The following is a 26286-nucleotide window of genomic DNA, read 5'->3' as shown; positions in this document are numbered from 1 at the left end:
TGCGTGCTCCAGGTTACTCTGCGGCCACCAGCGCGTCGGTGATCGGGACATCTCCGTCGTTGAACTCGATGGTTCGGCCAATGGTCGAGGCGTCCCTCAGCGCTGCGGCCACAACAAGTGCGACATTTGCCCTTGCGACAGTGCCTTTTCCCGCACCCACAGCGATTCGGCCCGTCGCGGGTTCGAGCGTGAGCCGGCCCGGTCCCAGCACGGTCCAATCCAGGTCGCTGGCCCGTAGATGAGCATCCGCGGTCGCCTTGGCCTCCGCGTACGGAAAGAACGGATTGTCGATTGCCACGCCGTGGTTGGGACCCGCGCCGAAGTAGGAAACCATCACGAAACGACGAACGCCCGCTGGCGCGGCGGCATCGATCACCCGGATTGCGGCATCACGATCGACCGCGTACGTCCGCGCCGGGTTGCCGCCCCCTGCGCCAGCCGAAAAGACGACCGCATCGTGCCCGGCCAACAGTTGCGCCAGCGCGGCGGTATCGAGTTGTTCGATATCGGCCGCCACCGGCTTGGCGCCCGTCGCGGCGACGTCGTCGGAGTGATCGGGATTGCGGAAGACCGAACTGACTTGGTCGCCGCGTTCGGTCAGGATGCGGGCCAGTCGCAGTCCGATCTTGCCGTGGCCACCGATAACGATGATGCGCGCCATGACCCGACGCTACCGCTAGGGCAGCGGGGCGCGGCCCATGATCAGATCGATGATGGGTTTGCCGGGCGGGTACGCACCGGTGAGCGATGACATCGTGTGTCCGTAGTCCACCAGCATCGTGATTCCACTGATCCCGAAAGCGGCGGCGCTGTTGAGGAACGCCATGGCATCGCCCATCTGCTCCGGGGTATGGACCTTGGAGCCGGTTTCGTCCCGATAGTCCTGCGCAAAGGTGAGCCACAGGTCTGCGTTGGCCTGGGCCAGCGGGGTGTCGGTCGGACCGGGGCAAATGGCGTTGATGCGGATCCCCTTCTTCAAAAGGGGATAGGCCTGGGTCGCCACGTAGGCATTGATGGCCTTCTTGCTAAAGCCGTAATGGATGATGCCGTCGGCCTCGTGCGCCGATACCCAATCTTGGGCCGCCGCATAGTCGGGCGTGGCCAGAAACTCCAGCAGTCGCGGCAGATCGTTTTCCCACCCCATGCCGGCGACTGAGGAGATCAAACAGATCGCCGAGCCCGACGAGAGCAGGTTGTTGTCAAGCAGTCGCTTGATGAGATGGCGATGGCCGATGAAGTTGATCCTCATAAGGTCTGGACCATCTGCGACGCCGGCGGCAGAGAACACTGCGTGTACCGGTCCGCCGATCTGATCAATCGCCGAGTTGATTGAAGCGGGGTCGCGCAGATCCACGTTTATTGCGTGCGCGACGTCGTAGCGCACCGGCGCGTAATCCATCGCGACAACTTCGGCGCCGAGTTCTGCCGCTGTCTTGGCCGCGGCGGCGCCCATGCCCGTCGCGCCACCGACAACGAGCGCTCGCTTGCCGTCGTATCGGAAGCGGTCGATTGCAGTCATGATGCTCCCTCCTCGGACCGCCTGGCCTGCATCTCTGGAGAAGAACATATAGTTGATCTCAACACCGACCAATCGGGGGAGGCGGACTTGCTATGCACGGCGGCGCACCGCGGGACGGTGTCTCTCAAGGATTGGCGACGCGCGCTCTCTAGGCTGCGGTCGTGCCCGGTGCGCCTCGACAGCGATCGGGCCGCGGAAGTGATTGCGCAGAGATCTGATCTATGGTGATGAGACTGTCGAAGGAGGTTTCGCCAAAGTGCAGACTTTCGTGCGGGCATGCCGTACTATTCGGTTGGAGAAATAGTCGCCATAGGCGACTATTTCTATGAATGTCCTATGAATGGCTATCATCGGCGATAGCCGTTGGCCGTGTGACTACTGGATCCGCTTTGCGGGCTGCTGGGTTGGGGTTGTGATGATTCTGGATTTTTCGTGGTTGCCGCCGGAGATTAACTCGGCGCGGATTTTTGGTGGTGCGGGGTCGAGCCCGCTGTTCGTGGCGGCGGCGGCCTGGGACGGGTTGGCGGCGGATTTGGCAGGTTCGGCGACGTCGTTTCAGTCGGTGCTGAGCGGGTTGGCCAATGGCCCGTGGTCGGGTCCGGCGTCGGTGTCGATGGCGGCTGCGGCGGCACCGTATGTGGCGTGGTTGAGCGCTGCGGCGGGCCAGGCGGAGTTGTCGGCGGGCCAGGCGCGTGCGGCGGCGCTGGCGTTTGATGCGGCATTGGCCGCGACGGTGCATCCAGCGGCGGTGGCGGCCAACCGCACGGCGTTGATGTCGTTGGTGGCGACGAATTTCTTGGGTCAGAACACGCCGCTGATCGCGGCGACCGAGTTCGACTATGTGGAGATGTGGGCTCAGGACGTGGCCGCGATGGTGGGCTATGACGCGGGGGCGACGTCGGTGGCCGCGGCGTTGACGCCCTTTGGTGTGCCGCCGCTGGAGTTGGCGGGGTTGGGCGCTATTGGTGGGCAGGTCGCCGCTATTGGTGCGCAGGTGAATGGTCAGCTTGCCGGGATGGCCACGGCGGCGACGGGGGCGTTGTCGCCGGTGGTTCAGGGCGCGGCCGAGAGTTTGCCGGCGATGGCCTCGGCGGTGCCGGTGGAGACGGTGTTGGGGGCCTCGCAGGCGGTGGCGATGCCGGCCAGCATGCTTATTGGGCCGTTGATGCAGTTGGGGCAGACAGGCGCGACTGCGGGGACATTTGGGGCTGAGGCTGGCGGGTTGGCCGCCGCTGATGGTGCGTTGTTGGCCGGTGATGTTGCTCCGTTGGAGGGCCTGGGCGGTGCCGGGGCTTTGGGTTCGGGGATGGCCGGCGAATTGGGTAAGGCGCGGTTGGTGGGTGCGATGTCGGTGCCGCCGACGTGGGAGGGGTCGGTGCCCAAAGGGATCACCAGTTCGGCGGTGTCGGGGCTGGGTGCGATGCCGAATACGGCCGAGATGGCCGCGGCGGGTGGTCGCCCGATGGGGATGATGCCGATGCCCATGGGTATGGGTGGTGCTGGGGCTGGGGCGCCCGGCGGGATGTTGGGCCGTGGTGGGGCCAATCCGAATGTGGTGACCGCACGGCCCAGTGTGATCCCCCGGACCGGCATCGGATAGCGGCCCTAGCCAGAAGTGGCTGGGTCAGCCGCTGACGACATCTCTAAAATCCGGCGCTGTCAGCCCTTGACCGTGGCTAGTCCTACTTTGCCGGCTTTGTCAATGAGGGTGCGCCGGTAGTCGCTGCGGGGGCGGCGCTCCGCGGGGTTATAGGCCGGTCGGTCGTGGTTGTCGGTGGGTTGTGGGATGTTCACCAGTTATGAGTCTGCACGGCACGTTGAACTTCAGCGACCATAATTTCCCTCGACCGAAGGTCCGGCTCGGCTGCGTTTATCTGCCACAGTTCGGCCCTGAAAGGCTGGCTGCCACGGCTCGTGTTGCCGACGAAGCCGCGCTAGACGAGCTGTGGCTGTGGGAAGACTGCTTCCTATCCGGTGGTATCTCTGCTGCAGCCATTGCGCTATCTCACAGCGCTCGGCTCACCGTAGGGATCGGTGTGCTACCGGTACCCATGCGCAACGTAGCCCTCACCGCGATGGAGATCGCCACGCTGGATCGCGCCTTCCCTGGCCGGGTTCGGATTGGAGTTGGCCACGGCGTTCAGGATTGGATGGGCCAGATCGGTGGAAAGGTCAGCTCGCCGATGACCTTGCTACGCGAGTACGTCACCTGCTTGACTGCGCTGCTGGACGGAGAGGTTGTCTCTTACCACGGCCAATATATGTCCCTGAGTGATGTCCGCCTGGCGTGGCCTCCTGAAGGTGACGTTGACTTGCTCGTGGCCGCCAAAGGCCCCCTGACACTTCAACTCAGCGGAGAACTGGCCACCGGAACTGTCCTTGCAGATGGCACAGCGCCTGATGCGGTGCGCGCCGCGATCGGTCACATTGACCGGGGCCGAGCCAACCAATCTGCGATCAAGTCGCATTCGATCGTCACCTACGTGTTGTGCGCCACCGATCCGGATGCACGAACGGGTGTCGATGACGAAATCCTGGACTCGGGATTTGATGATCTCGCTCAAATCACCGCACCTGATGATGCCCCGGCTATAGCCGACGCTGCTCAGCGTTGGATCGACGCCGGAACAGACACCCTGGTCTTGCAACCCGCCGCCAACGTCGACATCGAGGACTTCGTCAGGTTCGTCGGTGCCCAGGTGCAACCACTGCTCCATCAAGTGCAATGAGCTGAGTGTGTCTCCTCGGTGTGCTGGGATCGACCTCGCGAACGCAACTCGGCCACGACCCCAGAGTTGGCGCAACGACGAGTCGCGAGTCAATGAGGAGGCGTTTCAGGCCTGGCCCCGTGCCCGTTGCGGTTCTAGTTGTTGAAACCGGATTGGTTGTCGCCGGAGTTGTCGAATCCCGAGCTGTTGTCGCCCGAGTTCTGCACGCCCGAGCTGCCGTTGCCAGAGTTGTCCAACCCCGTGTTGGAGCTGCCGCCGTTGAAGATGCCGGTGTTGTTGGTGCCGGAGTTGAGGAAGCCGACGTTGGTGTCGTCACCGAAGTTGCGCAGGCCCGAGTGGCCGATGGCCCCGCCGCCGGTGTTGGCGTTCTGGAATCCGGAGTTGCCATCACCGGAGTTGAAGAAGCCCGAGTTGCCGGTGCCGGTGTGCCCGAAGCCCGAGTTCGGCCCGACTTGATCGACGGTGCTGCCGATATTGGTGTTCAGATCACCGGAGTTGAGCAGGCCGGTGTTGGTGCTACCGGAGTTGGCCCACCCGGTGTTGGTGTCGCCGGAGTTGAGGTCGCCGGTGTTCAGGGAGCCTGAGTTGAAGCTGCCGGTGTTGGTGCTGCCGGCGTTGCCGAAGCCCAGGTTGAAGCTGCCGGCGTTGCCGTTGCCCATGTTCGAGCTGCCAGCGTTCCAGTGGCCGAAGTTGATGCTGCCGGCGTTGCCGTAGCCGGTGTTCGTGCTGCCGGCGTTCCAGAAACCGGTGTTGGTGGCGCCGGCGTTGCCGAAGCCGGTGTTGCCGTCGCCGGAGTTGAAGAAGCCGACGTTGTTGCTGCCGGAGTTGAAGAAACCGATGTTGTTGTCTCCGGAGTTGCCGAAGCCCATGTTGCCGATACCGGTGTTCAGTGCGCCGATGCCGATCTGGTTGTCGCCGGTGAGCCCGAAGCCGATGTTGTTGTTGCCGTTGTTGGCAAAGCCCAGGTTGAAGTCGCCGAGGTTGCCGAAGCCGATGTTGGTGCTGCCGTTGTTTCCAAAGCCGATGTTGAAGGAACCGAGGTTGCCTTTGCCGATGTTGGAGCTCCCCAGGTTGCCGCTACCCCAGTTGAAGCTGCCGAGGTTGCCGAAGCCGTAGTTGCCGTCGCCGGCATTGCCGCTACCGAGGTTGAGGTCGCCGATGTTGCCCCAACCGAAGTTGGTGCTGCCTTCGTTGCCGCTGCCCCAGTTGAAGAACCCAATGTTTCCGCTGCCCCAGTTGGCGTTGCCGGTGTTGCCGCTGCCGTGGTTTGCGTTGCCGATGTTTCCGAGGCCGTGGTTGAAGGAGCCGATGTTTCCGCTGCCCAGGTTGTACTCGCCGATGTTGCCGATGCCCACGTTGAAGACCGGAACGTCGATCGCGGGCAGGGCCGCGGCGAGCGCGGCAGCCGTTGTGGTGAGCTGGGTTCCCACGCTGGCCGCGGTCGCAAACAAGATAGTGGACAAGTCGAAGAATCCCGACTGCATATCACCGGTATTGAAGAACCCCGAGCTCTCGGTACCCAAGTTGGCCACACCCGAGTTGGCGCCGGTGAATGCACCGCCGGAGGTTGAGTTCGCCACACCGGCATTCCCGGAGCCGGTGTTGAACAAGCCTGTATTCAGCCCGTCGCCCGAGTTGCTGATGCCCACATTTCCTTCGCCCAAGTTGAGCAGACCTGCGCTGCCGAGAGCGAGGCCCCCGCCGTTGGTGTTCTCGAAGCCCGAGTTACCGACGCCGGAATTGTTGAAGCCCGAGTTACCGGTGCCGGTGTTACCGAAGCCCGAGTTAGCCACCGCTTGGTTGTCCGGGCTGCCGATACCGGTGTTCAAGTCACCCGCATTGAACAGACCGGTGTTGGTGTCGCCCGAGTTGGCCCACCCGGTGTTGGTCGAGCCCGAGTTGAAGTCGCCGGTGTTGGTGGAGCCCGAGTTGAAGCTGCCCATATTGAAGCCACCGGAGTTTCCGAAGCCGACGTTGTTGCCGCCGGCGTTGCCGCCTCCCATGTTCTGCAAGCCGGAGTTACCGAAGCCGAAGTTGACGCTGCCCGAGTTACCGAAGCCGGTATTGGTCGAGCCCGCGTTCCCGAAGCCGGTGTTGATGTTGCCGGCGTTGTCGTGGCCGAAGTTGCCGTCTCCGGAGTTGAAGAAGCCGATGTTGTTGTTACCGGAGTTGAAGAAGCCGATGTTGCCATCTCCGGAGTTGCCGAAGCCGAAGTTGCCCATCCCGGAGTTCAGTGCGCCGATGCCGACCAAGTTGTCGCCGGTGAGCCCAAAGCCGATGTTGTTGGTGCCGTTGTTGCCAAAGCCCAGGTTGAAGGTGCCGAGGTTGCCGAAGCCGATGTTGTTGCTGCCCAAGTTTCCGTGACCCCAGTTGAACGAGCCGAGGTTGCCACCGCCCCAGTTGGCGCTGCCGGAGTTGCCGCTGCCGAAGTTCCCACTACCGATGTTGCCGAAACCGAAGTTGCTATCTCCGACGTTGCCGCTACCCAGGTTGAGGCTGCCGAAGTTTCCCCAGCCGAAGTTGCTGTTGCCGATGTTGCCGCTGCCGAGGTTGAAGAAACCGAAGTTTCCGCTGCCCAGGTTGGCCTGGCCCATGTTCCCGCTACCCAGGTTGGAGTTGCCGATATTCCCGGAGCCGAGGTTGTAGTCGCCGGTGTTGCCGCTGCCCAGGTTGAAGTTGCCGATATTGCCGATGCTGAGCAGGTTGCCCATGCCGATGTTGCCGATTCCCAACGCGGGGATCGCCAACGCAGCCGGGCTAGACGCCGCCGAAGCCATAGCGGCGGCCACGGGCGCACCCGCTCCCGCGGCCACCGAGCGCAACGCAGCCACGGGCGCCGCGGCCATCGCCGACGCGCCAGCGCCCATTGAGCGCACCGCCGCTATCGGCGCGGCGGCCGCCGCTGATACGCCAGCGCCCACTGAGCGCACCGCCGCTACCGGGGCAGCAGCCACTGTCGATACGCCAGCGCCCACCGAGCCGACCGTCGCCGCCGGGGCGCCGGCCATCGCGGATACGCCAGCGCCCACCGAGCTCGCCACCGTGCCGGGCAGCGCACCCAAGGCCTGCTGCCAGGGTGCGAGCTGGGCGGCCACCGCGGATGCCCCGCTGTGATAGCCCACCATGGCCACGACATCTTGAGCCCACAACTGCTCGTAGGCGGCCTCGGTGGCAGCGATGGCGGGAGCGTTTTGGCCAAACAAGTTCGACAGCACCAGCGACACCAACTGGTTGCGGTTGGCTGACACCAATAGTGGATGCGCCGTGGCAGCGCGCGCGGCCTCAAACACCGCCGCGGCCGCCTGGGCCTGTTGCGCGGCGCCGAGAGCCCGCGCGGCGGCGGCGCCCAGCCAGGTGGCATATGGGGCTGCCGCGGCCGCCATCGCCGCCGCCGCTGGACCCTGCCATGCCTCAGCGGCCAAATCCGCTGTGACGGATGAAAATGCGGTTGCCGCTTCCCCCAACTCGGCGGCGAGTCCGTCCCAGGCGGCCGCGGCGGCCAGCGTTGGGGCTGACCCGGCACCGGCAAAGATTCGTGCCGAATTGATCTCAGGAGGCAACACCATAAAGTTCATCACGCCATCCCTTCATAGCCATCTTGAGGCTGATCTTGGCGCTGATCTTGACCACAGGGCCGTCACCGCGGCTCATGGTGCCTCCCGTCAACAACACAGGATCCGATCCCGCCACCATTCACAGAACTTGGCAACAAAAACACTACGAGGGTCGTGCGCCGGTATCAGCGTTTTCACCAAAGCGCTCGATCTTTTCTGCCGCACCCCTGGTCGCCGGTCCGGACGAGGACTCCTCGGAACCGGACAGTCCTAGTTGTTGAAACCGGATTGGTTGTCGCCGGAGTTGTCGAATCCCGAGCTGTTGTCGCCCGAGTTCTGCACGCCCGAGCTGCCGTTGCCGGAGTTGTCCAACCCCGTGTTGGAGCTGCCGCCGTTGAAGATGCCGGTGTTGTTGGTGCCGGAGTTGAGGAAGCCGACGTTGGTGTCGTCGCCGAAGTTGCGCAGGCCCGAGTGGCCGGTGGCCCCGCCGCCGGTGTTGGCGTTTTCGAACCCGGAGTTGCCGTCGCCGGAGTTGAAGAAGCCCGAGTTGCCGGTGCCGGTGTGCCCGAAGCCCGAGTTCGGCCCGATCTGATTTACCGAGCTGCCGATTCCGGTGTTGAGGTCCCCGGAGTTGAGCAAGCCGGTGTTGGTGTCGCCGGAGTTGGCCCACCCGGTGTTGGTGTCGCCCGAGTTGAAGTCGCCGGTGTTGAGGGAGCCCGAGTTGAAGCTGCCGGTGTTGGTGCTGCCCGAATTGCCCAACCCGAGGTTGAAGCCGCCGGCGTTGCCGTTGCCCATGTTCGAGCTGCCGGCGTTCCAGTGGCCGAAGTTGATGCTGCCGGCGTTGCCGTAGCCGGTGTTCGTGGCACCGGCGTTGAAGAATCCGGTGTTGGTGGCGCCGGCGTTGCCGAAGCCGGTGTTGCCGTCGCCGGAGTTGAAGAAGCCGACGTTGTTGCTGCCGGAGTTGAAGAAACCGATGTTGTTGTCTCCGGAGTTGCCGAAGCCCATGTTGCCGATACCGGTGTTCAGTGCGCCGATGCCGATCATGTTGTCGCCGGTGAGCCCGAAGCCGATGTTGTTGTTGCCGTTGTTGGCAAAGCCCAGGTTGAAGTCGCCGAGGTTGCCGAAGCCGATGTTGGTGCTGCCGTTGTTTCCAAAGCCGATGTTGAAGGAACCGAGGTTGCCTTTGCCGATGTTGGAGCTACCCAGGTTGCCGCTACCCCAGTTGAGGCTGCCGAGGTTGCCGAAGCCGAAGTTGCTGTCGCCGGCATTCCCGCTGCCGAGGTTGAAGTGGCCGTTGTTTCCGAAGCCGAAGTTGATGTCGCCGATATTGCCGCCGCCGAAGTTGAAGAAGCCCTGGTTGCCCGAGCCCAGGTTCGTGTTGCCGATATTTCCGCTGCTGAAGTTGAAGAAGCCCTCGTTTCCGCTGCCCAGGTTCGCGTTGCCGATATTTCCGCTACCGAGGTTGGCATTGCCGATATTGCCAAGACCCAAGTTCCACGCGCCCGTATTTCCCAAGCCGGTGTCCAGGGCGGGTACCACGAGTCCCGGCAGTGCGATCACCGGTACGGCGGGCACGCTGGCCACCGCCGCAAACAAAATGTTGGAGATATCAAAGAAACCCGACTGGTTATCACCGGTGTTGAAGCCCCCCGAGCTGTTCTCGCCGGAGTTATAGAATCCCGACGTTGCCGGGAAGCCGCCGCTGCCAGAGTTCGCGAGGCCGGTGTTGAACGTTCCCGTGTTGGAGATGCCTACGAGTTGGGAGCCCGCGTTATTGATACCGGAGTTGTTTGACCCCGAATTAAGCAGACCGGTGTTTTCCGTGCCAGCATTGAATAGACCCGAGATTGCGGCGCCGGTGTTTCGCACGCCGGAGTTACTGAACAGAGCGCCGGTGCCGACGTTCTGGAAGCCGGAGTTACCGAAGGCAGCGCCCTGGTTCGTGTTCTCGAACCCGGAATTATTGTCACCCGAGTTGTTGAAACCCGAGTTACCGGTGCCGGTGTTGCCGAAGCCCGAGTTGGCAACCGCCTGCGTGTCCGGGCTGCCGATGCCGGTGTTCAGGTCACCCGAGTTGAACAGACCGGTGTTGGTGTTGCCCGAATTGAAGAATCCCGTGTTGGTGTCCGCCGAGTTGAATAGGCCCGTATTGAACCCCCCCGAGTTGAATAGGCCCGTATTGAACTCGCCCGAGTTGAACAGGCCCGTGTTGCGCTGGCCCGAGTTGAAGTCGCCCGTGTTCTCGAAGCCCGAGTTAAAGTCGCCCACGTTGAAGTTGCCCGCGTTCCCGGAGCCCATGTTTTGGACGCCGGCATTCCCGGAGCCCATATTCTGGTCACCCGCGTTCCCGAAACCGAAGTTGCTCAAGCCCGCGTTCCCGATGCCGGTGTTGGTCAAGCCCGCGTTCCAGAATCCGGTGTTGGTGCTACCGGAGTTCGAGAAGCCGAAGTTGCCGTCCCCCGAGTTGAAGAAGCCGATGTTGTTGCTGCCGGAGTTGAAGAATCCGATGTTGTTGTCCCCGGAGTTGCCGAAACCGAAGTTCCCCATCCCGGAATTGAGCGCGCCGATGCCCACCAGGTTGTCGCCGGTGAGCCCGAAGCCGATGTTGTTGTTGCCGTTGTTCCCAAATCCCAGGTTTGCATTGCCGAGGTTCCCAAACCCCAGGTTGTTGTTGCCGAGGTTCCCGAACCCGATATTGCCGTCGCCGTTGTTGCCGCTGCCCAGATTGAACAAGCCCTGGCTTCCGCCGCCGAAGTTGCGGTCGCCGGCGTTTCCGAAACCGAAGTTGAGCGTGCCGTCGTTTCCGAAGCCGAAGTTGCTGCCGCCGCGGTTTCCGAAACCGAAGTTACCGTCATTCAGGTTCCCGAAGCCGAAGTTGCTGTTGCCGCTGTTTCCGCCACCCAGGTTGAGATTGCCGAAGTTCCCGCTGCCCAGGGTCGAGCTACCAATGTTGCCGCTGCCGAGGTTGAAGAAGCCGAAGTTTCCGCTGCCCAGGTTGGCCTGGCCCATGTTCCCGCTGCCCAGGTTGGCGTTGCCGTTGTTGCCGCTGCCCAGGTTGAAGTCGCCGATATTGCCGCTGCCCAGGTTGAAGTTGCCGATATTGCCGATGCTGAACACGTTGCCCATACCGATGTTGCCGATACCCAACGCGGGGATCGCCAGCGCGGCTGGGCTCGAGGCCGCCGCCGCCCCCGATGATAGGGCCGCGGCCACCGGCGCACCCGCGCCCGCGACCACGGAGCGCAGGGCCGCGGCGGGAGCCGCCGCCACTGCCGATGCGTTCGCGGCGACCGAGCCGGGCAGGGCTCGTAATGCCTGCTGCCAGGGTGCGAGCTGGCCGGCCACCGCGGATGCCCCGCTGTGATAGCCCACCATGGCCGCGACATCTTGAGCCCACAACTGCTCGTAGGCGGCCTCCGTCGCGGCGATGGCGGGAGCGTTTTGGCCAAACAAGTTCGACAGCACCAGCGACACCAACTGGTTGCGGTTGGCTGACACCAACAGTGGATGCGCCATGGCCGCTCGGGCGGCCTCAAACACCGCCGCGGCCGCCTGGGCCTGTTGCGCGGCGCCGAGAGCCCGCGCGGCGGCGGCGCCCAGCCAGGTCGCATACGGGGCTGCCGCGGCCGCCATCGCCGCCGCCGCTGGACCCTGCCATGCCTCAGCGGCCACATCCACTGTGACCGATGAAAATGCGGTTGCCGCTTCCCCCAACTCGGCGGCGAGTCCGTCCCAGGCGGCCGCGGCGGCCAGCGTTGGGGCTGACCCGGCACCGGCAAAGATTCGTGCCGAATTGATCTCAGGAGGCAACACCATGAAATTCATCGCGCATCCCTTACAAGTTGAGCAACACAGGTCCGATCCCGCCACAACTCACAAACCTTGGCAACAAAAACACTACGAGGCTCACGCGCCGGTATTGGCGTTTTCACCAAAGCGCTCGGCCACCCCGGCGCGTCCGGGGCGCAGTCGGTGACTACACTGCTAAACCACAAGCCGGCCTACACCACATGCGCGACAAGGGAATTCGTCCTGGCGTGCCGACCATGTGGGAAGGGCCGGTCCGGCCGATGCCCTCCTGGAGGTGCTGTGACAAACGTCGATGATCAGCAGGCGGCTCTACTGGAGCTCCGTGGCAACGTCATGATCATTACGATCAATCGGCCCGAGGCCCGTAATGCGGTCAACGGTGCGGTCAGCATCGCGGTCGGGGACGCCCTTGAAGAAGCGCACCAAAACCCCGACGTACGCGCTGTGGTGATCACTGGCGCCGGTGACAAGTCGTTTTGTGCCGGGGCCGATCTCAAGGCCATCGCGCGTCGCGAGAACCTGTACCACCCCGACCACGGGGAATGGGGATTCGCGGGATACGTGCACCATTTCATAGATAAGCCGACCATCGCCGCGGTCAACGGCACCGCGCTTGGCGGTGGGACCGAGCTGGCTCTGGCCAGTGATCTGGTGGTGGCCGACGAGCGCGCCACGTTCGGGCTGCCGGAAGTCAAACGAGGGCTGATCGCCGCGGCGGGCGGTGTTTTCCGGATCGTGAACCAATTGCCGCGGAAAGTGGCGATGGAGCTGCTGTTGACAGGCGAGCCGCTCACCGCATCCCAAGCGTGCCAGTGGGGCTTGATCAACCAGGTCGTCAGCGACGGTTCGGTTGTAGACGCGGCTCTGGCGTTGGCGGCGCGGGTGACGGTCAACGCACCGTTGTCCGTTCAGGCCAGCAAACGCATCGCCTACGGGGTCGATGATGGCATCGTCACCGACGAAGAAGTGGGTTGGGAGCGCACTATGCGCGAGATGCGCACCTTGATCAGATCCGAAGATGCCAGGGAGGGGCCGTTGGCGTTCGCCGAGAAGCGGGATCCGGTCTGGAAAGCCCGTTAGGACGCCAGGACATTCACTGCCCGTTGAAACACGGCCGGGAGGAGCGCGGCTGCCGGCACGATGGCCCGTCGGGTCACACGCGGCGTGCTGGCCAGGACCAGCCCGCGGGTAATCAGTCGGTAGTCGCGGGTAACCCGGCGCCATGCCGCCTCATAGGAAGTCGGCGCATCGTCGACGATGGCGCGGACCGCCGCCGCGGCTTGCTTCACGGCCAGGCTGATGCCCTCGCCGGTCAGTGCGTCCTCGTATCCCGCCGCGTCGCCAACCAAAAGCACCCGTCCCGCGACGCGTCGGGTGACCACCTGCCGTAGCGGGCCGCAACCACGCGCCCGGCTGCGGCTGGCACCATCCAGGCGCTCCGCAAGCCACGGGAACCAGTCGAGTTCCGGTCGCTGCCGGGACAGAATCGCGACGCCGACCAGGTCAGGCTCCACCGGCGTCACGTACGCCTCACCCCACCGCGACCAATGAACCTCGACGAATTCCGACCACGCCGGAACGTGATAGTGCCAGCGCAGGCCGTGACGTCGAGGGGTGCCGGCGGTCGCTGTGATCCCGACGCTGCGCCGAACGGCCGAGTGCAGTCCATCGGCTGCTACCAACCACTTTGCGCGCACCCCGGCGGCCGCTACGCCGTGGGCGTCTTGAGTAACACTGCTCACTCGTGCCTGGATCCACTCAGTGTCCTGCTCCTTGGCCCGCGCCGCGAGCGCGGCGTGCAGCGTGGTGCGCCGCACGCCGCGGCCTGGCCCGCTGCGGAACAAACCCTCGGCCCTTCGGCGTTGGCTCACGTACGCGATGCCCCGAAACGGCATACCGGCCGGGTCCACGCCGAGCGCGGTCAATTCCGACAGCCCGCCGGGCATGAGGCCCTCGCCGCATGCCTTGTCAATGGGGTTGTCCCGAGGTTCGGCGACGATCACAGAAAGTCCCTGCTGGCGCGCGTGTAAGGCGGTGGCGAGGCCTGCGGGGCCGCCGCCGACGATCAGCAGGTCGGTGTCGTATGCCATGAGCGCCGCTCCTCCTCATCGCTTCGTCTCCCGCAGGCGGGCGGTACCCCCACTGCATCGTTGCTGGCGCACGTCGTCATGCGTGGCCCAGAACCGAATTTTCTACCCGCAAGCGCACGGTCAGCAACAGCGCATTGGCCAGGGTGAAAGCGAGCGCGGTCAGCCACGCCGTGTGCACCAGCGGCAGCGCGAACCCTTCGGCCACCACCGCAACATAGTTCGGGTGATGCATCCAACGATAGGGACCCCGGTGAACTAGTGGGGTATGCGGCACGACGATAACCCGGGTGTTCCAGTGTGAGCCCAGCGACTTGACACACCACCAGCGCAGGCCCTGGCTTCCTGCTACCACCGCGAGCATCGGCCAGCCCAGCCACGGCAGGAACGGTCGATGCAGCGCCCATGGTTCGACCAGACAGCCCAGCAGCAGCGCCGTGTGCAACACAACCATTACCGGGTAGTGCTGCCGGCCAAACTCCTTGCCGCCCTGGGCGAAAGACCACCGCGCATTGCGCCGCGCCACTACCAGTTCCGCCAAGCGTTCGATGGCGACCGCTAGGACCAGCAGGTAGTACCAGCGCTCTACCACTGGAGCAGCACCAGCTCCGAGCAGAAGGCTGGCCCCATTGCGATCATCAGCCCAATCGAACCAGCCTGCGGCGGATCGGCCATATTGGCTCGAAGGACATCCAGGACTGACACCGATGACAGGTTCCCGTTGTCGCGCAGGGAGTTTCGCGTGTGGTCCAGCGCGTTCACGGGTAGGTCCAACACGTTCTCGACGGTCTCGATCACGCGGGGCCCACCAGGGTGACACACCCACGTTGTCACGTCCTGCGTGGTCAGCCCATAGTCGGCCAGAAACTGGCGGACGTCCTCGCCGAGGTATTTCTCAGTGACGGTCGCGACATCGACCGACAAGACGATCCGAAAGCCGTCGCTGCCGATCCTCCAGCCCATCACTTCTTCGGTGTCGGGGTAGATCCGGCTGCGGGTGGCGAGCACACGCGGCCCTGTGTTGCCCGGTGCGGCGAGGGAGCCGCCCTTGGTGATCACCGCGGCTGCGCCGTCGCCAAAGAGGCTCGTGGCAACCAAGTTGGCCACCGAATTGTCTTGGCGCTGAATGGTCAGTGAGCACAATTCAACCGCGAGCAGCGCTGCGACCTGGTCCGGAAACGCTCGCAGGTAGTCGTGCATGCGCGCCACGCCGGCGGCGCCGGCCACGCATCCCAGCCCGAACAGCGGGACCCGTTTGACGTCCTCACGCAGCCCGACGCGGGCCGCCAATCGCGCTTCCAATGTGGGTACGGAGAGTCCGGTCACCGTCGTCGAAAAGATGATGTCGACCTCCGACGGTTTGACCTCGGCGTTATCGAGTGCCGCCAGCAGCGCTTGCTCGCCCAAGTCGAGGGCAACATCGACGAAGGCGTCGTTTGCCTCGGTGAAGCCGCTGAGCTTCCCGTAGCGCGAGAGCGGCAGTGCCGTGTGGCGCGCCTCGACGCCGCTGCTGAGCGCGAACCGTCGAAACTCCGGGCCGGCGAAATCGGTGAGCGCCCCAATAGCTTCTTCTTGGCGATAGCGGTGCGGTGGGAATTGCACGGCCACGCCCGCTACCGCGGGGTTTGCCGGCCTGCTTGCTGACTGAGTGGCCCTCGGTGTCTGAACACCGAGGCACATGGTTCTGCCGCCTGTGATCCTATCCATGTAGGAAGTTACGTTAGTGCAACCGTTTAGGTTCAGCGTCAGGTCACACTCCTTGGCGGGACGCCATCTCACCCGAGGTAGATCAGGCGTGGCAATCGGACTCCGGGATCCACCTTCCGCAATCCGGTGCAGATCGTCCCCGGGCACGCTCACCGCTGCTTCAGGAACTAGCCTGGATCCCCAGACCACTCTGAGCCCGAAAGCCTGCCACGTATGAGCCAGTCCACCTCGCCTTACCACAGCAGCATGCTCGACGAGCTGCGCCACGCAATCACCAATGTCGCTGTGCCACATCATGAAGCGCCCTCGGTGGTGTTGCGGCGACGGGTGGTCGTCTGCATCGTGCTGGCGATTGGCGCTGTGGTGATGGGGCTGGCCATGAGCAGGCGCCCCGGCGAGTCGACCTTCTACTGGCTGACGCTGGCTCTGGCGGCGGTGTGGACCCTCGGGGCGCTCGCTTCCGGGCCGTTGCATCTGGGTGGTATCCATTGGCGCGGTCGTAACCAGCGTCCGGTCATCACTGGCACCACCGTCGGTCTGCTCCTCGGAGGTGTCTTTGTGGTGGGCGGATTGGTGGCCAGGGAAATTCCAGCGGCTTCAGCATTGGTGATCCGGGTGCTGCAATTTGCGAGTCACGGACCGGTGTTACTGGTGCTGACAATCGCATTAGTCAACGGCATCGCCGAAGAGATGTTCTTCCGCGGTGCGGTGTACACCGCCTTGGGGGGGTTCTATCCGGTCACCGTTTCGACCATCGTCTACATCGGTGCCATCATGGCCAGCGCCAACCTGATACTGGGATTCGCCGCGATCATCCTCGGCACCGTATGTGCGTGGGAGCGGCGCTCGACAGGCGGCGTGTTGGCCCCGATACTGACCCATCTGATGTTTAGCCTGGTCGTGATCCTCGCGCTGCCACCGTTGTTCGGCGTCTGACCACCGCGCCGCGAACCGCCGGCTATCGGGCCGACGCGATGATGTCGCGTGCTAGTGCGCGCAGCGCGGCGGCGTAGAGCGGCCGCGTTATCAGCCAGTACACCCGGCCCGGCAGGCCGCGCGGAAAGACGATCGCCCGTTGCATGTAACCGCTGTCCAGCTCGTGTTGTGGTGCGACAGCGAACTCCAGCCACGCTGGTCCTGGTGACCGTGTCCGAGCCCGCAGCCGCAGCACACCCAAAGTGCGCTCGGCCACGCTCCACCGCTGGCCGCGGCGCCGCGGTGCGAGCACTACCGAGTACCACCTGGTGGTATTGGCGACGTCCTCCGCCGCCTTCCACACTTGCTCGGGTTGCGCGCTGGTCGCGACGGTGCGCACATCGGTGTACACAATTTCGCCGGCCCAGTCCGGATCGCTGGGCACTGGCTCGGCGGGCTCCGACAGCAAGGACGCCCAGGTCGCATCGGGAAGCCCCTGCGCGGCCCGGTTGAGTGCTAACGCGACCGCGCGGCGATACCCGGTGAGACCACCTGGCGGCGGCTCGATGATGGTGTCGATATCGGTGTTGCGCATCACCGCGTCACACTCCAGCGATTCGATCAGCGGCCGCGCCAGACCCGGGGGGATCGGAGTCACCGTTCCAATCCACAAGCTGGCTATGGTCGGCGTCAGAAACGGCAGCACGATCAAGTAGCGGCGATGCAGGCCCGCAGCCTCGGCATAGAGCTGCATCATGTCGCCGTACTCCAACACGTCGGGGCCGCCGATGTCCCATGTTCGCGAACAAGGCACTGTAGCCGTGGCCGCAGCCACCAAGTAGTGCAACGCGTCGCGAATTGCGATGGGTTGTATTCGGTTGTGTACCCACTTCGGCGTGGTCATCACCGGCAATCGGTCAGTGAGGTGTCTGACCATCTCGAACGACGCCGAGCCCGACCCGACGACCACCCCAGCCTGCAGCACCATCGTCTCGATGCCGGAATCGATCAGCGCGTCGCCTACGGCTTTGCGGGACTCGAGGTGCGGCGAGAGCTTGCGGTCTTCCGGATGCAGGCCGCTGAGATACACCACGCGCCGCACCCCGGTGCGACGAGCGGCCGTCACGACGTTGCGCACGGCGCGGGTTTCCTCGGCGGCGAAGTCCTTCGATGTGCCCATCGAGTGCACCAGGTAGTAGACAACGTCCATACCGTCGAAAGCCGCGATCAGTGAGTTGACATCACCCAAGTCACCCCGTGCCAGCTCAGCGCGCTCTCGCCAGGGCACGTTCGCCAGCTTCCTCGGGTCGCGGGCCAGCGCGCGAACGCGGTGGCCTTCGTCGAGCAGTCGTGGCACCAGCCGGGCACCTATGTAACCGGTGGCGCCAGACACGAGGCAGCTAACCTGTTTTGCCGACATCGGGTCTCCGTTCTGCCCGCAGATGTTACTGATTCGGATCAACCGGCAGTAAGGACGGCTGGCTCACACCAGGGTGAGTAACCCCCGCCGCTCACAGTGACATCAACACCTTCGACCGGTGTCAGACTGGCGGCCTGGGAGGATGCAATCACTGGGTGTTCGATGCGACTAGATCTAGACCGCGACCCACGATGCAATGAAAGGTCGGTACAGATGGCGGGAATCGGCAACGGGCCTCTGAACGGTTTGCGTGTTGTGGAATTGGCCGGCATCGGGCCGGGTCCGCATGCGGCGATGATTCTGGGAGACCTGGGCGCTGACGTGGTGCGCGTCGATCGCCCACGCAAAGGCGGTCGCGGATCGGGTGGCGTCACCAGAGACGCCATGATGCGCAACCGGCGAATCGTCACCGCTGATCTCAAGTCCGAAACAGGGCGCGAGCTTGTGCTCAAACTTGTCGCCCGAGCCGACGTGTTGATCGAGGGTTACCGCCCCGGCGTTACCGAACGGCTCGGCCTGGGACCCGAGGACTGCGCACGGGTCAATGACCGCTTGATCTATGCCCGCATGACTGGATGGGGCCAAGTAGGTCCACGTAGTCAGCAGGCCGGACACGACATCAATTACATCTCGCTGAATGGCATCCTGCATGCCATCGGTCGGGTCAATGAGCGACCCGTCCCACCGCTGAACCTGGTCGGCGACTTCGGTGGCGGCTCGATGTTCCTGTTGGTTGGCATCCTGGCCGCCCTCTGGGAGCGACAGAGCTCGGGAAAGGGGCAGGTTGTTGACGCCGCGATGGTTGACGGGTCCAGCGTGCTGGTGCAGATGATGTGGACGATGCGTGCGAGCGGACTTTGGTCCGACGTCCGCGGCACGAACATGCTCGATGGCGGCGCACCGTACTACGACACCTACGAGTGCGCCGACGGCCGCTATGTCGCGGTCGGCGCGATCGAACCGCAGTTTTATGCGGCCCTGCTGGCTGGGTTGGGGCTCGAGGGTGCCGACTTGCCCCCACAGAACGATGCCGCGCGCTGGCCTGAACTGCGTGCTCTGCTGACCGAGGCGTTCGCCAAACATGACCGCGACCATTGGAGGGAGGTGTTCGCTGATTCCGATGCCTGTGTGACCCCGGTCCTAGCGTTCGGCGAGGTGCATACCGAGCCGCACATCACCGAACGGAACACCTTTTACGACGCGAACGGCGGGTTGCAGCCGATGCCGGCGCCACGGTTTTCCCGCACAGCGCCAAGCGAGCCCCGCCCGGCTGCGCCCGCGACAGATGGCGAAGCAATACTCAACGATTGGGCATAACCTCAGCCAGCCGGACGCTTGGTGGGTGGGGCCCGATCAAGGGGCCTGATCACGAGGAGGAATCGAGTGGAAATCAACGACGCCGTAGCAGTCGTCACCGGTGGGGCGTCAGGGCTGGGCCTGGCCACGACGAAACGGCTGCTGGACGCGGGAGCGCTCGTGGTCGTGCTCGACCTCAAAGGCGGAGACGTGATCGGTGAACTCGGCGATCGCGCGCATTTCGTGAGGGCCGATGTCACCGACGAGGCCGCCGTCACCAGCGCCCTAGACACCGCGGACTCGCTGGGCCCGCTGCGCGTCGTCGTCAATTGCGCTGGCACCGGCAACTCGATTCGCATCCTCGGCCGCGACGGCGTCTTTCCGTTGGCGGCGTTCCAAAAGATCGTGAACATCAATCTGGTTGGCACATTCAACGTGCTGCGGCTAGCGGCTGAGAGGATCGCCAAGACCGAACCTATCGGTGGCAATGGGGAAGAGCGCGGCGTCATTATCAACACCGCATCGGTGGCCGCGTTCGACGGCCAGATCGGCCAGGCCGCCTACTCAGCCTCTAAAGGCGGAGTGGCCGGTCTGACGCTGCCAATCGCCCGTGACCTGGCCAGCCACCGGATCCGGGTAGTCACGATCGCACCCGGGCTGTTCGACACGCCGCTATTGGCTTCATTGCCGGAGGAGGCCAAGGCATCCCTGTGCAAGCAGGTACCGCACCCATCACGGCTGGGCAACCCAGATGAGTATGGGGCGCTGGCAGTGCACATCATCGAAAACCCGATGCTCAACGGCGAGGTCATCCGACTGGACGGCGCCATCCGTATGGCGCCGCGCTAGGCGCGGGCCACCCCAAGACCCCAACCCAAGACCCAAAAAAACCCTCCGCATGGCGGAGGGTTCCATGAAGGAAAAGGATCCGGTAGCGAACGCTACCGACGAAACCAACGACTGACGGCGGGTTCGGCCATAAGTAGCCGCGCAAGCATGCCCATGGTGTGGCTCAGCTTGCGTTAAGCAGTGGGTGCCAGTCGTCCAGCTGCTCCGAGGTCTCGCCTTCTACCAGCATGTCGCCGTGGTAGAGAGCCTCGAAGTCAGCCTTGATGACGTCGGCACTCGAGTCGTCGATCCACATGGCACCGAGCCTATGGGTCTCCATTAAGGAATCCTTGAGTCACAATTCGGAAAACAGTGGCAATTATTACCGACGGGTAGGGTGGCTGCGCATCGACCGCGTAAACATGGCGGTCCCACCTAGCATGCAGCGGGTCGCAACCCTCATGACCAGCAGTGTTGGGAATACCTGCGAGGCGAATCTGAAATCGGGTGAACCATCGGGCTGCCCGCTCTCGTGACTAGGGGCAGGTGTTGTTTAGACACCGTAACTTATCGCCGATTAGTTACCGCGGACATGGTGCCGGCCTTCGTGGTGGGCACCGGCGGCGGAGGGACGCAACATGCTCGACCGGATCGCTCGATTCGCCATCGCGGCGCCACGCCAAATCATCGGGTTAGCGGTCCTGGTCTTCATCGCCGCCGCCGTATTCGGACTCCCGGTCGCAAAGAGCCTGTCCGCGGGCGGCTTCCAGGATCCGGACTCGGAGTCGGCTCAGGCAATCGACGTGTTGACCGAAAAGTTCGGGGAGAGCGGTCAGAAGCTGTTGATCGTGGTCACGGCACCCGCCGGCGTTGACAGTGCACAGGCCCGCGAGGCCGGCACCGACATCGTCAACCAGCTGCAACGGTCGCCGTTGGTGTACAACGTGACGTCACCGTGGAATGGACCAACTGCCGGGGCTCCCGACGCTTCAGCCGATCTGGTCAGCGTCGATGGCAAGTCGGGCTTGATCGTGGTCAACGTCAAAGGCGGCGAGAACAACGCGCAGAAGAACGCCGACACTCTGACCGACGAGATCGTCCACGACCGGGACGGCGTCACTGTTCGTACCGGTGGCTCCGCGATGGAGTACGCCCAGATCAACGAGCAGAACGAAAAGGATCTGCTGACGATGGAGTTGATCGCGATGCCGCTCAGCTTCCTGGTGCTGGTCTGGGTTTTTGGTGGTTTGTTGGCCGCCGGACTGCCCGTCGCTTTGGGCGCGCTGGCCGTGGTCGGATCCATGGCGGTGTTGCGACTCGTCACGTTTGCCACCACAGTGTCGATCTTCGCGCTGAACCTGAGCACCGCTTTGGGCCTGGCGTTGGCTATTGACTACACGCTGCTGATCGTCAGCCGCTATCGCGACGAGGTTGCCGCGGGCAGTGACCGAGACCAGGCGCTGATCCGGACCATGGTCACGTCCGGACGGACGGTGCTGTTCTCCGCGGTCACCGTGGCGCTGTCGATGTCGGTGACGGTGCTGTTCCCGATGTACTTCCTGAAGTCGTTCGCCTATGCCGGTGTCGCCACGGTCGCCTTCGTCGCGACCGCATCGATCGTGATCACCCCGGCCGCGATCACATTGCTGGGTCCTCGTCTGGATGCGTTCGATGTGCGCCGGTTTGGGCGCCGGCTGCTGGGCCGCCCAGAACCCACGCCCAAACCGGTCAACCGGCTGTTCTGGTACCGGTCGAGCAAATTCGTGATGCGCCACTGGCTGCCGGCCGGCGCGGCTGTCGTCACGCTGCTTGTGCTGCTCGGATTGCCATTCTTCTCAGTGAAGTGGGGATTCCCGGACGACCGGGTGCTGCCGCAGTCGGCGTCGTCGCACCAAGTCGGTGACATCCTGCGCACGGACTTCGCGCACGATCCCGCGACGGTCGTGCCCGTCGTCGTGCCTGACGCTCGTGGTCTGAGCTCGGCCGACCTCGAACGCTATGCTGCCGCCCTATCGCGGGTGCGCGACGTGTCCTCGGTGACGGCGCCGACGGGCACGTTCGTGGACGGAATCCGGGTAGGGCCGCCCGCCGGAGCGACCGGGTTCGCTGACGGCAGCGCGTTCCTGAGTGTGAACAGCACCGCGCGATTGTTTTCGCCTGCCTCCGACACCCAGCTCACGCAGCTGCACGAGGTCGCTGGACCCGCCGGCCGATCGGTCGAGATGGCCGGTGTGGCGCAGGTCAACCGCGACAGCGTCGATGCGGTGCTGGACCAGCTTCCGCTGGTCTTGGGCCTGATGGCCGCCATTACGTTCATCTTGCTGTTCCTGCTCACCGGCAGCGTAGTGCTGCCGGTGAAAGCGCTGGCGCTCAATGTCCTCTCGTTGACCGCGGCGTTCGGCGCGCTGGTGTGGATCTTCCAAGACGGCCACCTCGGAGCGCTCGGGACAACGCCGAGCGGGACGCTGGTAGCCAACATGCCGGTGCTGTTGTTCTGTATCGCGTTCGGGTTGTCCATGGACTACGAGGTGTTCCTGGTTTCCAGGATCCGCGAGTACTGGCTGAATTCCGGAGCCGCTCGACCTGCCAGGCCGACCGCAGCCGAAGCCCACGCCGCCAACGACGAGAGTGTGGCACTCGGCGTGGCCCGCACTGGCCGGGTGATCACCGCTGCGGCGTTGGTGATGTCGCTGTCGTTTGCTGCTTTGATCTCCGCCCACGTCTCGTTCATGCGGATGTTCGGTCTCGGCCTGACCATCGCGGTGGCGGCAGATGCCACGCTCGTGCGGATGGTCCTGGTTCCCGCGTTCATGCATGTCATGGGGCGCTGGAACTGGTGGGCGCCTCGGCCCCTGGTATGGCTCCACGACCGCTTCGGCCTCGAGGAGGCTGGCGAGCCGGTGGAGCCGGTGGAGCCGGTTTCGAGCCGCGATCCACAGGCCAGTCGGGCGGACGAGATTCGGTTGCCAAGCGGTGCTGAGCCGGTCCCTGCCGCGGCGGGGCCCATAGGGTAGCGGCCCTGTTGGCCGCCAAAGGGCACCTGCCGTCCGGCGATGCTGGCGCGTTCGCCGACCGGGTGCTAGGCGCGATGCAGCGCAGCCATAGGGTAACGGGGTTGGTTGGCGCCGACGCCACGGCCCGGCAGCTGGCCGACTGGGTGCCGCCCGGCACCCACGAGCGGAACTATGCCCAGCGGCCCAACGGCGACGAGGCGCGTCGGGAGGAACCACGGCTATGAGGTCACGCCCGGCTTCGCCGGCGAAGGTCAACCACCCGTTCTTCGCCAGAATCTGGCCGTTTGTCGCCGCCCACGAGGTCGCACGGGTACGGGCCCTGCGCCAGGAGAATCTGGCGGGCCTGTCGGGGCGCGTGCTGGAGGTGGGCGCGGGGGTCGGGACGAACTTTGGCTACTATCCGCAGTCCGTCGACACGGTCATCGCTACCGAGCCCGAGCCGCGGTTGGCGGCCAGGGCACGCGTGGCCGCGGCCGGCGCGCCGAGTCGCATCGTCGTGACTGACAAGACCGCAGAGGAGTTCAGCGACAGCGAGAAGTTCGACGCGGTCGTCTGCTCGCTGGTGCTGTGCTCCGTCGCGGACCCCGACGCGGTGCTGCGGCGACTGCGTGCACTATTGCGCCCGGGCGGACAGCTGCGGTATCTCGAGCATGTGGCTAGCGCCGGCGTGCGGGGCGTGGCGCAGCGGTTTGTCGACGCGACATTTTGGCCGAAAGTGGCGGGCAACTGCCACACGCATCGCGATACCGAACGCGCGATCGTCGACGCCGGATTCGACGTGGACAGCGCCCGGCGGGAGTGGACCTACCCCGCCTGGGTGCCTTCGCCGGTGTCAGAGCTCGCGCTGGGCCGGGCACGCGCTCGCTAGGTGCTACTTCAGTAGCGCGGGTAGCCGCGCTAGCAACCCGGGCAGGGCTTGGCTGGCCGTCTGGCGAATGCTGATCGTTACGCTCCCGGACAAGGGCGTTGGTTCGGGGTTGACCTCGACGACCGGCGTGCCGCGGGCCAACGCCAGGTCGGGTAGCCCGGCGGCAGGGTAGACGATCGCGGAGGTCCCTACCACGACCATGACGTCGGCGGCTGCTGCCGCTTCGACCGCGGCTTGCCATGGCCCCTGGGGCAGCTGCTCACCGAACCACACGATGTCGGGCCGGATCAAACCACCACAGCCGCAAACCGGTGGCTCCACCTCCAATGCGGGTTCGGGCATCTCGGGAAGTGCCTCCGAATACGGCTCGCCGCAACGGGCGCAACAGAATTCGAATAGGCTGCCGTGCACATGATGCACCTCACTGCTGCCGGCGCGCTCGTGCAGATCGTCGACATTCTGGGTGACGACGCTGACTTCGGCATGGTCTTGCCAGGCGGCGATTGCGCGGTGTCCGTCGTTTGGTTCGACATCGGCCACCAGATAGTGGCGCCACAAGTACCATCCCCACACCCGATGCGGATTGCTCTCCCATCCTTGGGTGCTGGACAACTCGTAGGGGTCAAAACGTGCCCATAGGCCGTTCTTGTCGTCGCGGAACGTCGGTACGCCGCTCTCCGCCGAGATCCCGGCCCCACTAAGCACCGCTACTCGCATCCCACAAACATAGCCGTGCTTGTTGGATACTGAGTATGTGGAGCTGCGAGATTTGTTAAGGGTCGACGTGAAGGCGGGCAAACCGCTGTTCGACCAGCTCAGAACACAGGTCATCGACGGAGTTCGCGCCGGCGCGTTGCCGCCCGGCACTCGGCTCCCGACGGTGCGGGACCTGGCCGGCCAGCTTGGGGTCGCGGCAAATACGGTGGCGCGTGCCTATCGCGAGCTGGAGTCGGCGGCGATCGTCGAAACACGGGGGCGCTTCGGCACCTTCATCTCTCGATTCGATCCGACCGATGCCGCGATGGCAGCCGCCGCCCATGAGTATGTCGAAGTCGCCCGGGCATTGGGGCTGACCAAGTCCGACGCGATGCGCTACCTCGCTAACGAGCCCGACGACTGACTCGCGCGCTAGCCGAATTCCAGCAGGGTCAGACACGGACGCAATGCGTCGAGGACTCCCATGCGGTACACCGTGGACAGCACCTTGTTGAACAGCAGCCCGCGGCCTTGCGGCAACTGCAGATCACGAACGGCGCGAATACCCGGCACGCTGTTGGCCAGGTCCGCGGCCTGCGCCGAGGACAGGCTGAACGGCATCCGCGGCACCTTGTAGCGCAGCGAGGTGCGCATGCCGAGGCGGCTCCACAGCGAAAACCAGCGCGGCGGCAAGTCGAAAAGCATCTGGCCACCCGGAAACTTTCTGGCGCACTGGGCGATCAACCCGAGCGCCTGTTCGGGTTCCAGGTACATCAGCAGACCTTCGGCCGTGATGAACACGCCGCCGGAGGGGTCAACGGAATCCATCCAGCTGTAGTCCAACGCGGATTGGGCGCAGACCGAGACTCGCGGCGAAGTCGGCAGCAGCTGGGATCGGATATCGATAATCGGAGGCAGATCAACCGTGAGCCAATGGAACTGGCCGTTGGGGCGGGCTGCGTCCAAACGCCAGAAGCTGGTTTGCAGCCCCTCAGCCAGCGCCACAACGGTGGCCGACGGGTGTTGGTCGAGATAGGACAGTGCTTGGCCGTCGAAGGCCTGCGCTCGCAATGCGAAGTCCTGACGGGTGGGGCCGAACTTGCCGAAGTCGAACTCGATCGAGTCAACCAAGGCTATCGCCAACGGATCCTCGATGATCCGGTCGTCCCGGCGCGCCTCAGAGGCCCGCGCGTTCAGCGTCAGCAGGGCCGTCTCGGACACTCCGGACAGGGTGACTTTGCGTCGTGCTGGCTCGTCGCGGCTCACCGCAACACCTTATCCAGGGTGCGCAAGTTGCGCGTCGTCGTCGACGACCTGTAGCGCTTCTTGCCCATGGTCTGCCCGATGGTGCTGTTCAGGGTGCTGCCCTTGGGGACCTGCCAGTAGATGACACCAGGATCGGGGCCAGCGCAGATCTCTTCTTTGGATCCGGCCTGCTGGGCGAGCTCGGCTAGCTCCCTGAGCATTGCGGTATCGGCGACAAACGTGACGTAGGACTGGTATCCGTCGACCTCGCGTTCGAACGGGTAGGCCTCGACGATGCTACGCAGCGTGTCGATGTCGTAGACCAGCACCCGCGCGTCGTAGCCGAATCTTTCCCGCAACGCGGATTCGGCTGTCTGCCGCACGGCTGCGACCCCGGAGGAGGAATCGAGCAACACATTGCCGCTGGCCAGGATGGTCCGCACGTTGGCGAAACCCGCGCCCGTCAACGCGGCGGCCACCTCGGACATCGCGAGGTTGATGCCCCCAACGTTGACGCCGCGTAGGAACGCCGCGAATCGAGCCACGATCCCATTCCATCAGGCCACTGAGCAACGAAGAGATCCGGGACCGAACAGCT

General features: G+C 64.4%; 23 protein-coding genes and 2 pseudogenes. 10 read left to right on the top strand and 15 right to left on the bottom strand.

Annotated elements, in window-relative coordinates; translation table 11 throughout:
- Window positions 1–13: 13 nt before the first annotated feature.
- Both F6B93_RS17290 and F6B93_RS17285 read right to left on the bottom strand, forming a co-directional pair.
- The gene (locus tag F6B93_RS17290) at window positions 14–661 is read right to left on the bottom strand and encodes an SDR family oxidoreductase (RefSeq protein ID WP_211696173.1); all 648 of its coding nucleotides are present in this window, start codon (window positions 659–661) and stop codon (window positions 14–16) included.
- A gap of 15 nt (window positions 662–676) precedes the next feature.
- The gene (locus F6B93_RS17285) at window positions 677–1519 is read right to left on the bottom strand and encodes an SDR family oxidoreductase (protein WP_211699569.1); all 843 of its coding nucleotides are present in this window, start codon (window positions 1517–1519) and stop codon (window positions 677–679) included.
- Window positions 1520–1934: 415 nt separating this feature from the next.
- Between F6B93_RS17285 and F6B93_RS17280 the strand changes: the two genes are divergently transcribed.
- Complete coding sequence (locus F6B93_RS17280) at window positions 1935–3119, top strand: PPE family protein (RefSeq protein WP_211699568.1); 1185 nt, start codon at window positions 1935–1937, stop codon at window positions 3117–3119.
- Window positions 3120–3178: 59 nt separating this feature from the next.
- On the opposite strand, the gene F6B93_RS23455 is transcribed toward F6B93_RS17280, so the two are convergent.
- Complete coding sequence (locus F6B93_RS23455) at window positions 3179–3313, bottom strand: hypothetical protein (RefSeq protein ID WP_281426102.1); 135 nt, start codon at window positions 3311–3313, stop codon at window positions 3179–3181.
- A 5-nt stretch (window positions 3314–3318) separates the two neighbouring features.
- Between F6B93_RS23455 and F6B93_RS17275 the strand changes: the two genes are divergently transcribed.
- Window positions 3319–4248 carry an LLM class flavin-dependent oxidoreductase gene (locus F6B93_RS17275; RefSeq protein WP_211696172.1) on the top strand — a complete coding sequence of 310 codons (930 nt, stop codon included), beginning with the start codon at window positions 3319–3321 and terminating at the stop codon, window positions 4246–4248.
- A 134-nt stretch (window positions 4249–4382) separates the two neighbouring features.
- Here the strand turns inward: F6B93_RS17275 and F6B93_RS17270 are convergent, their stop codons facing one another.
- From F6B93_RS17270 to F6B93_RS17265, 3 genes and pseudogenes are all read right to left on the bottom strand, one after another.
- On the bottom strand, window positions 4383–7094 hold the full coding sequence (locus F6B93_RS17270; RefSeq protein WP_425518562.1) for a beta strand repeat-containing protein: 2712 nt from the start codon (window positions 7092–7094) through the stop codon (window positions 4383–4385).
- 198 nt (window positions 7095–7292) lie between these two features.
- Window positions 7293–7823 (bottom strand): annotated as a pseudogene (locus tag F6B93_RS23810) (PPE family protein); the annotation flags it as partial.
- Between the two features lie 249 nt (window positions 7824–8072).
- Window positions 8073–11627: a PPE domain-containing protein gene (locus tag F6B93_RS17265; protein ID WP_211696170.1), complete on the bottom strand. Its 3555-nt coding sequence runs from the start codon at window positions 11625–11627 to the stop codon at window positions 8073–8075.
- Between the two features lie 318 nt (window positions 11628–11945).
- Here F6B93_RS17265 and F6B93_RS17260 point away from each other — a divergent pair, with 318 nt between their 5' ends.
- Window positions 11946–12692, top strand: a complete 747-nt coding sequence (locus tag F6B93_RS17260; protein ID WP_246541153.1) for a crotonase/enoyl-CoA hydratase family protein — start codon at window positions 11946–11948, stop codon at window positions 12690–12692.
- On the opposite strand, the gene F6B93_RS17255 is transcribed toward F6B93_RS17260, so the two are convergent.
- The 4 genes and pseudogenes from F6B93_RS17255 to F6B93_RS17245 form a co-directional block, all read right to left on the bottom strand.
- Window positions 12689–13702, bottom strand: coding sequence for an NAD(P)/FAD-dependent oxidoreductase (locus F6B93_RS17255; protein ID WP_211696168.1), 1014 nt, complete (start codon window positions 13700–13702; stop codon window positions 12689–12691). The two genes, F6B93_RS17260 and F6B93_RS17255, sit on opposite strands and share 4 nt — an antisense overlap.
- Window positions 13678–13770 (bottom strand): annotated as a pseudogene (locus F6B93_RS23805) (hypothetical protein); the annotation flags it as partial. The pseudogene F6B93_RS23805 and the gene F6B93_RS17255, both read right to left, overlap by 25 nt.
- An 8-nt stretch (window positions 13771–13778) precedes the next feature.
- Window positions 13779–14291, bottom strand: coding sequence for an isoprenylcysteine carboxyl methyltransferase family protein (locus tag F6B93_RS17250; protein WP_211696167.1), 513 nt, complete (start codon window positions 14289–14291; stop codon window positions 13779–13781).
- Window positions 14285–15379, bottom strand: coding sequence for a type III polyketide synthase (locus F6B93_RS17245; RefSeq protein ID WP_211699567.1), 1095 nt, complete (start codon window positions 15377–15379; stop codon window positions 14285–14287). The genes F6B93_RS17250 and F6B93_RS17245 overlap by 7 nt, the downstream gene beginning before the upstream one ends.
- 240 nt (window positions 15380–15619) lie before the next feature.
- Between F6B93_RS17245 and F6B93_RS17240 the strand changes: the two genes are divergently transcribed.
- Complete coding sequence (locus F6B93_RS17240) at window positions 15620–16342, top strand: CPBP family intramembrane glutamic endopeptidase (protein ID WP_211696166.1); 723 nt, start codon at window positions 15620–15622, stop codon at window positions 16340–16342.
- Between the two features lie 22 nt (window positions 16343–16364).
- Here F6B93_RS17240 and F6B93_RS17235 read toward each other — a convergent pair whose 3' ends face one another.
- On the bottom strand, window positions 16365–17741 hold the full coding sequence (locus tag F6B93_RS17235; protein ID WP_211696165.1) for an NAD(P)H-binding protein: 1377 nt from the start codon (window positions 17739–17741) through the stop codon (window positions 16365–16367).
- A gap of 213 nt (window positions 17742–17954) precedes the next feature.
- Between F6B93_RS17235 and F6B93_RS17230 the strand changes: the two genes are divergently transcribed.
- Both F6B93_RS17230 and F6B93_RS17225 read left to right on the top strand, forming a co-directional pair.
- Window positions 17955–19058, top strand: a complete 1104-nt coding sequence (locus F6B93_RS17230; RefSeq protein ID WP_211696164.1) for a CaiB/BaiF CoA transferase family protein — start codon at window positions 17955–17957, stop codon at window positions 19056–19058.
- A 66-nt stretch (window positions 19059–19124) separates the two neighbouring features.
- Window positions 19125–19886 carry a 3-hydroxyacyl-CoA dehydrogenase gene (locus F6B93_RS17225; protein WP_211696163.1) on the top strand — a complete coding sequence of 254 codons (762 nt, stop codon included), beginning with the start codon at window positions 19125–19127 and terminating at the stop codon, window positions 19884–19886.
- A gap of 163 nt (window positions 19887–20049) precedes the next feature.
- Here F6B93_RS17225 and F6B93_RS17220 read toward each other — a convergent pair whose 3' ends face one another.
- Window positions 20050–20205: a hypothetical protein gene (locus F6B93_RS17220; protein ID WP_211699674.1), complete on the bottom strand. Its 156-nt coding sequence runs from the start codon at window positions 20203–20205 to the stop codon at window positions 20050–20052.
- A 298-nt stretch (window positions 20206–20503) separates the two neighbouring features.
- On the opposite strand from F6B93_RS17220, the gene F6B93_RS17215 reads away from it, so the two are divergent.
- The 3 genes from F6B93_RS17215 to F6B93_RS17205 are packed head-to-tail and all read left to right on the top strand — an operon-like array spanning window position 20504 to window position 23747.
- A complete protein-coding gene (locus tag F6B93_RS17215; RefSeq protein WP_211696162.1) occupies window positions 20504–22879 on the top strand; it encodes an MMPL family transporter in 2376 nt (791 codons plus the stop codon).
- Between the two features lie 8 nt (window positions 22880–22887).
- On the top strand, window positions 22888–23103 hold the full coding sequence (locus F6B93_RS17210) for a hypothetical protein (protein WP_211696161.1): 216 nt from the start codon (window positions 22888–22890) through the stop codon (window positions 23101–23103).
- Window positions 23100–23747, top strand: a complete 648-nt coding sequence (locus tag F6B93_RS17205) for a methyltransferase domain-containing protein (protein WP_211696160.1) — start codon at window positions 23100–23102, stop codon at window positions 23745–23747. Before F6B93_RS17210 ends, F6B93_RS17205 begins: the two co-directional genes overlap by 4 nt.
- A gap of 3 nt (window positions 23748–23750) precedes the next feature.
- Here F6B93_RS17205 and F6B93_RS17200 read toward each other — a convergent pair whose 3' ends face one another.
- Window positions 23751–24464 carry an NAD-dependent deacylase gene (locus tag F6B93_RS17200; protein WP_211696159.1) on the bottom strand — a complete coding sequence of 238 codons (714 nt, stop codon included), beginning with the start codon at window positions 24462–24464 and terminating at the stop codon, window positions 23751–23753.
- 37 nt (window positions 24465–24501) lie between these two features.
- On the opposite strand from F6B93_RS17200, the gene F6B93_RS17195 reads away from it, so the two are divergent.
- Window positions 24502–24867, top strand: a complete 366-nt coding sequence (locus F6B93_RS17195) for an Rv1152 family transcriptional regulator (RefSeq protein WP_211696158.1) — start codon at window positions 24502–24504, stop codon at window positions 24865–24867.
- A gap of 8 nt (window positions 24868–24875) precedes the next feature.
- Here F6B93_RS17195 and F6B93_RS17190 read toward each other — a convergent pair whose 3' ends face one another.
- The gene (locus F6B93_RS17190; protein ID WP_211696157.1) at window positions 24876–25709 is read right to left on the bottom strand and encodes a class I SAM-dependent methyltransferase; all 834 of its coding nucleotides are present in this window, start codon (window positions 25707–25709) and stop codon (window positions 24876–24878) included.
- The gene (locus F6B93_RS17185) at window positions 25706–26233 is read right to left on the bottom strand and encodes a DUF1697 domain-containing protein (RefSeq protein WP_211696156.1); all 528 of its coding nucleotides are present in this window, start codon (window positions 26231–26233) and stop codon (window positions 25706–25708) included. Before F6B93_RS17185 ends, F6B93_RS17190 begins: the two co-directional genes overlap by 4 nt.
- Window positions 26234–26286 lie beyond the last annotated feature (53 nt).

The sequence above is a fragment of the Mycobacterium spongiae genome (assembly GCF_018278905.1).
GTDB classification, from domain to species: domain Bacteria; phylum Actinomycetota; class Actinomycetes; order Mycobacteriales; family Mycobacteriaceae; genus Mycobacterium; species Mycobacterium spongiae.
The sequence above is the reverse complement of the archived record's forward strand: the minus strand, read 5'-3'. Positions and strand labels throughout refer to the sequence as shown.

What these genes read in the sequence shown, in the direction of transcription:
- F6B93_RS17290 (WP_211696173.1), bottom strand. Translation starts at nt 661, where the DNA reads ATGGCGCGCATCATCGTTATCGGTGGCCACGGCAAGATCGGACTGCGA.
- F6B93_RS17285 (WP_211699569.1), bottom strand. Translation starts at nt 1,519, where the DNA reads ATGACTGCAATCGACCGCTTCCGATACGACGGCAAGCGAGCGCTCGTT.
- F6B93_RS17280 (WP_211699568.1), top strand. Translation starts at nt 1,935, where the DNA reads ATGATTCTGGATTTTTCGTGGTTGCCGCCGGAGATTAACTCGGCGCGG.
- F6B93_RS17275 (WP_211696172.1), top strand. Translation starts at nt 3,319, where the DNA reads ATGAGTCTGCACGGCACGTTGAACTTCAGCGACCATAATTTCCCTCGA.
- F6B93_RS17270 (WP_425518562.1), bottom strand. Translation starts at nt 7,094, where the DNA reads ATGGCCGCGGCGCCCGTGGCTGCGTTGCGCTCGGTGGCCGCGGGAGCG.
- F6B93_RS17265 (WP_211696170.1), bottom strand. Translation starts at nt 11,627, where the DNA reads ATGAATTTCATGGTGTTGCCTCCTGAGATCAATTCGGCACGAATCTTT.
- F6B93_RS17260 (WP_246541153.1), top strand. Translation starts at nt 11,946, where the DNA reads ATGATCATTACGATCAATCGGCCCGAGGCCCGTAATGCGGTCAACGGT.
- F6B93_RS17255 (WP_211696168.1), bottom strand. Translation starts at nt 13,702, where the DNA reads ATGGCATACGACACCGACCTGCTGATCGTCGGCGGCGGCCCCGCAGGC.
- F6B93_RS17245 (WP_211699567.1), bottom strand. Translation starts at nt 15,379, where the DNA reads ATGTGCCTCGGTGTTCAGACACCGAGGGCCACTCAGTCAGCAAGCAGG.
- F6B93_RS17240 (WP_211696166.1), top strand. Translation starts at nt 15,620, where the DNA reads ATGAGCCAGTCCACCTCGCCTTACCACAGCAGCATGCTCGACGAGCTG.
- F6B93_RS17235 (WP_211696165.1), bottom strand. Translation starts at nt 17,741, where the DNA reads ATGTCGGCAAAACAGGTTAGCTGCCTCGTGTCTGGCGCCACCGGTTAC.
- F6B93_RS17230 (WP_211696164.1), top strand. Translation starts at nt 17,955, where the DNA reads ATGGCGGGAATCGGCAACGGGCCTCTGAACGGTTTGCGTGTTGTGGAA.
- F6B93_RS17220 (WP_211699674.1), bottom strand. Translation starts at nt 20,205, where the DNA reads ATGGAGACCCATAGGCTCGGTGCCATGTGGATCGACGACTCGAGTGCC.
- F6B93_RS17215 (WP_211696162.1), top strand. Translation starts at nt 20,504, where the DNA reads ATGCTCGACCGGATCGCTCGATTCGCCATCGCGGCGCCACGCCAAATC.
- F6B93_RS17205 (WP_211696160.1), top strand. Translation starts at nt 23,100, where the DNA reads ATGAGGTCACGCCCGGCTTCGCCGGCGAAGGTCAACCACCCGTTCTTC.
- F6B93_RS17200 (WP_211696159.1), bottom strand. Translation starts at nt 24,464, where the DNA reads ATGCGAGTAGCGGTGCTTAGTGGGGCCGGGATCTCGGCGGAGAGCGGC.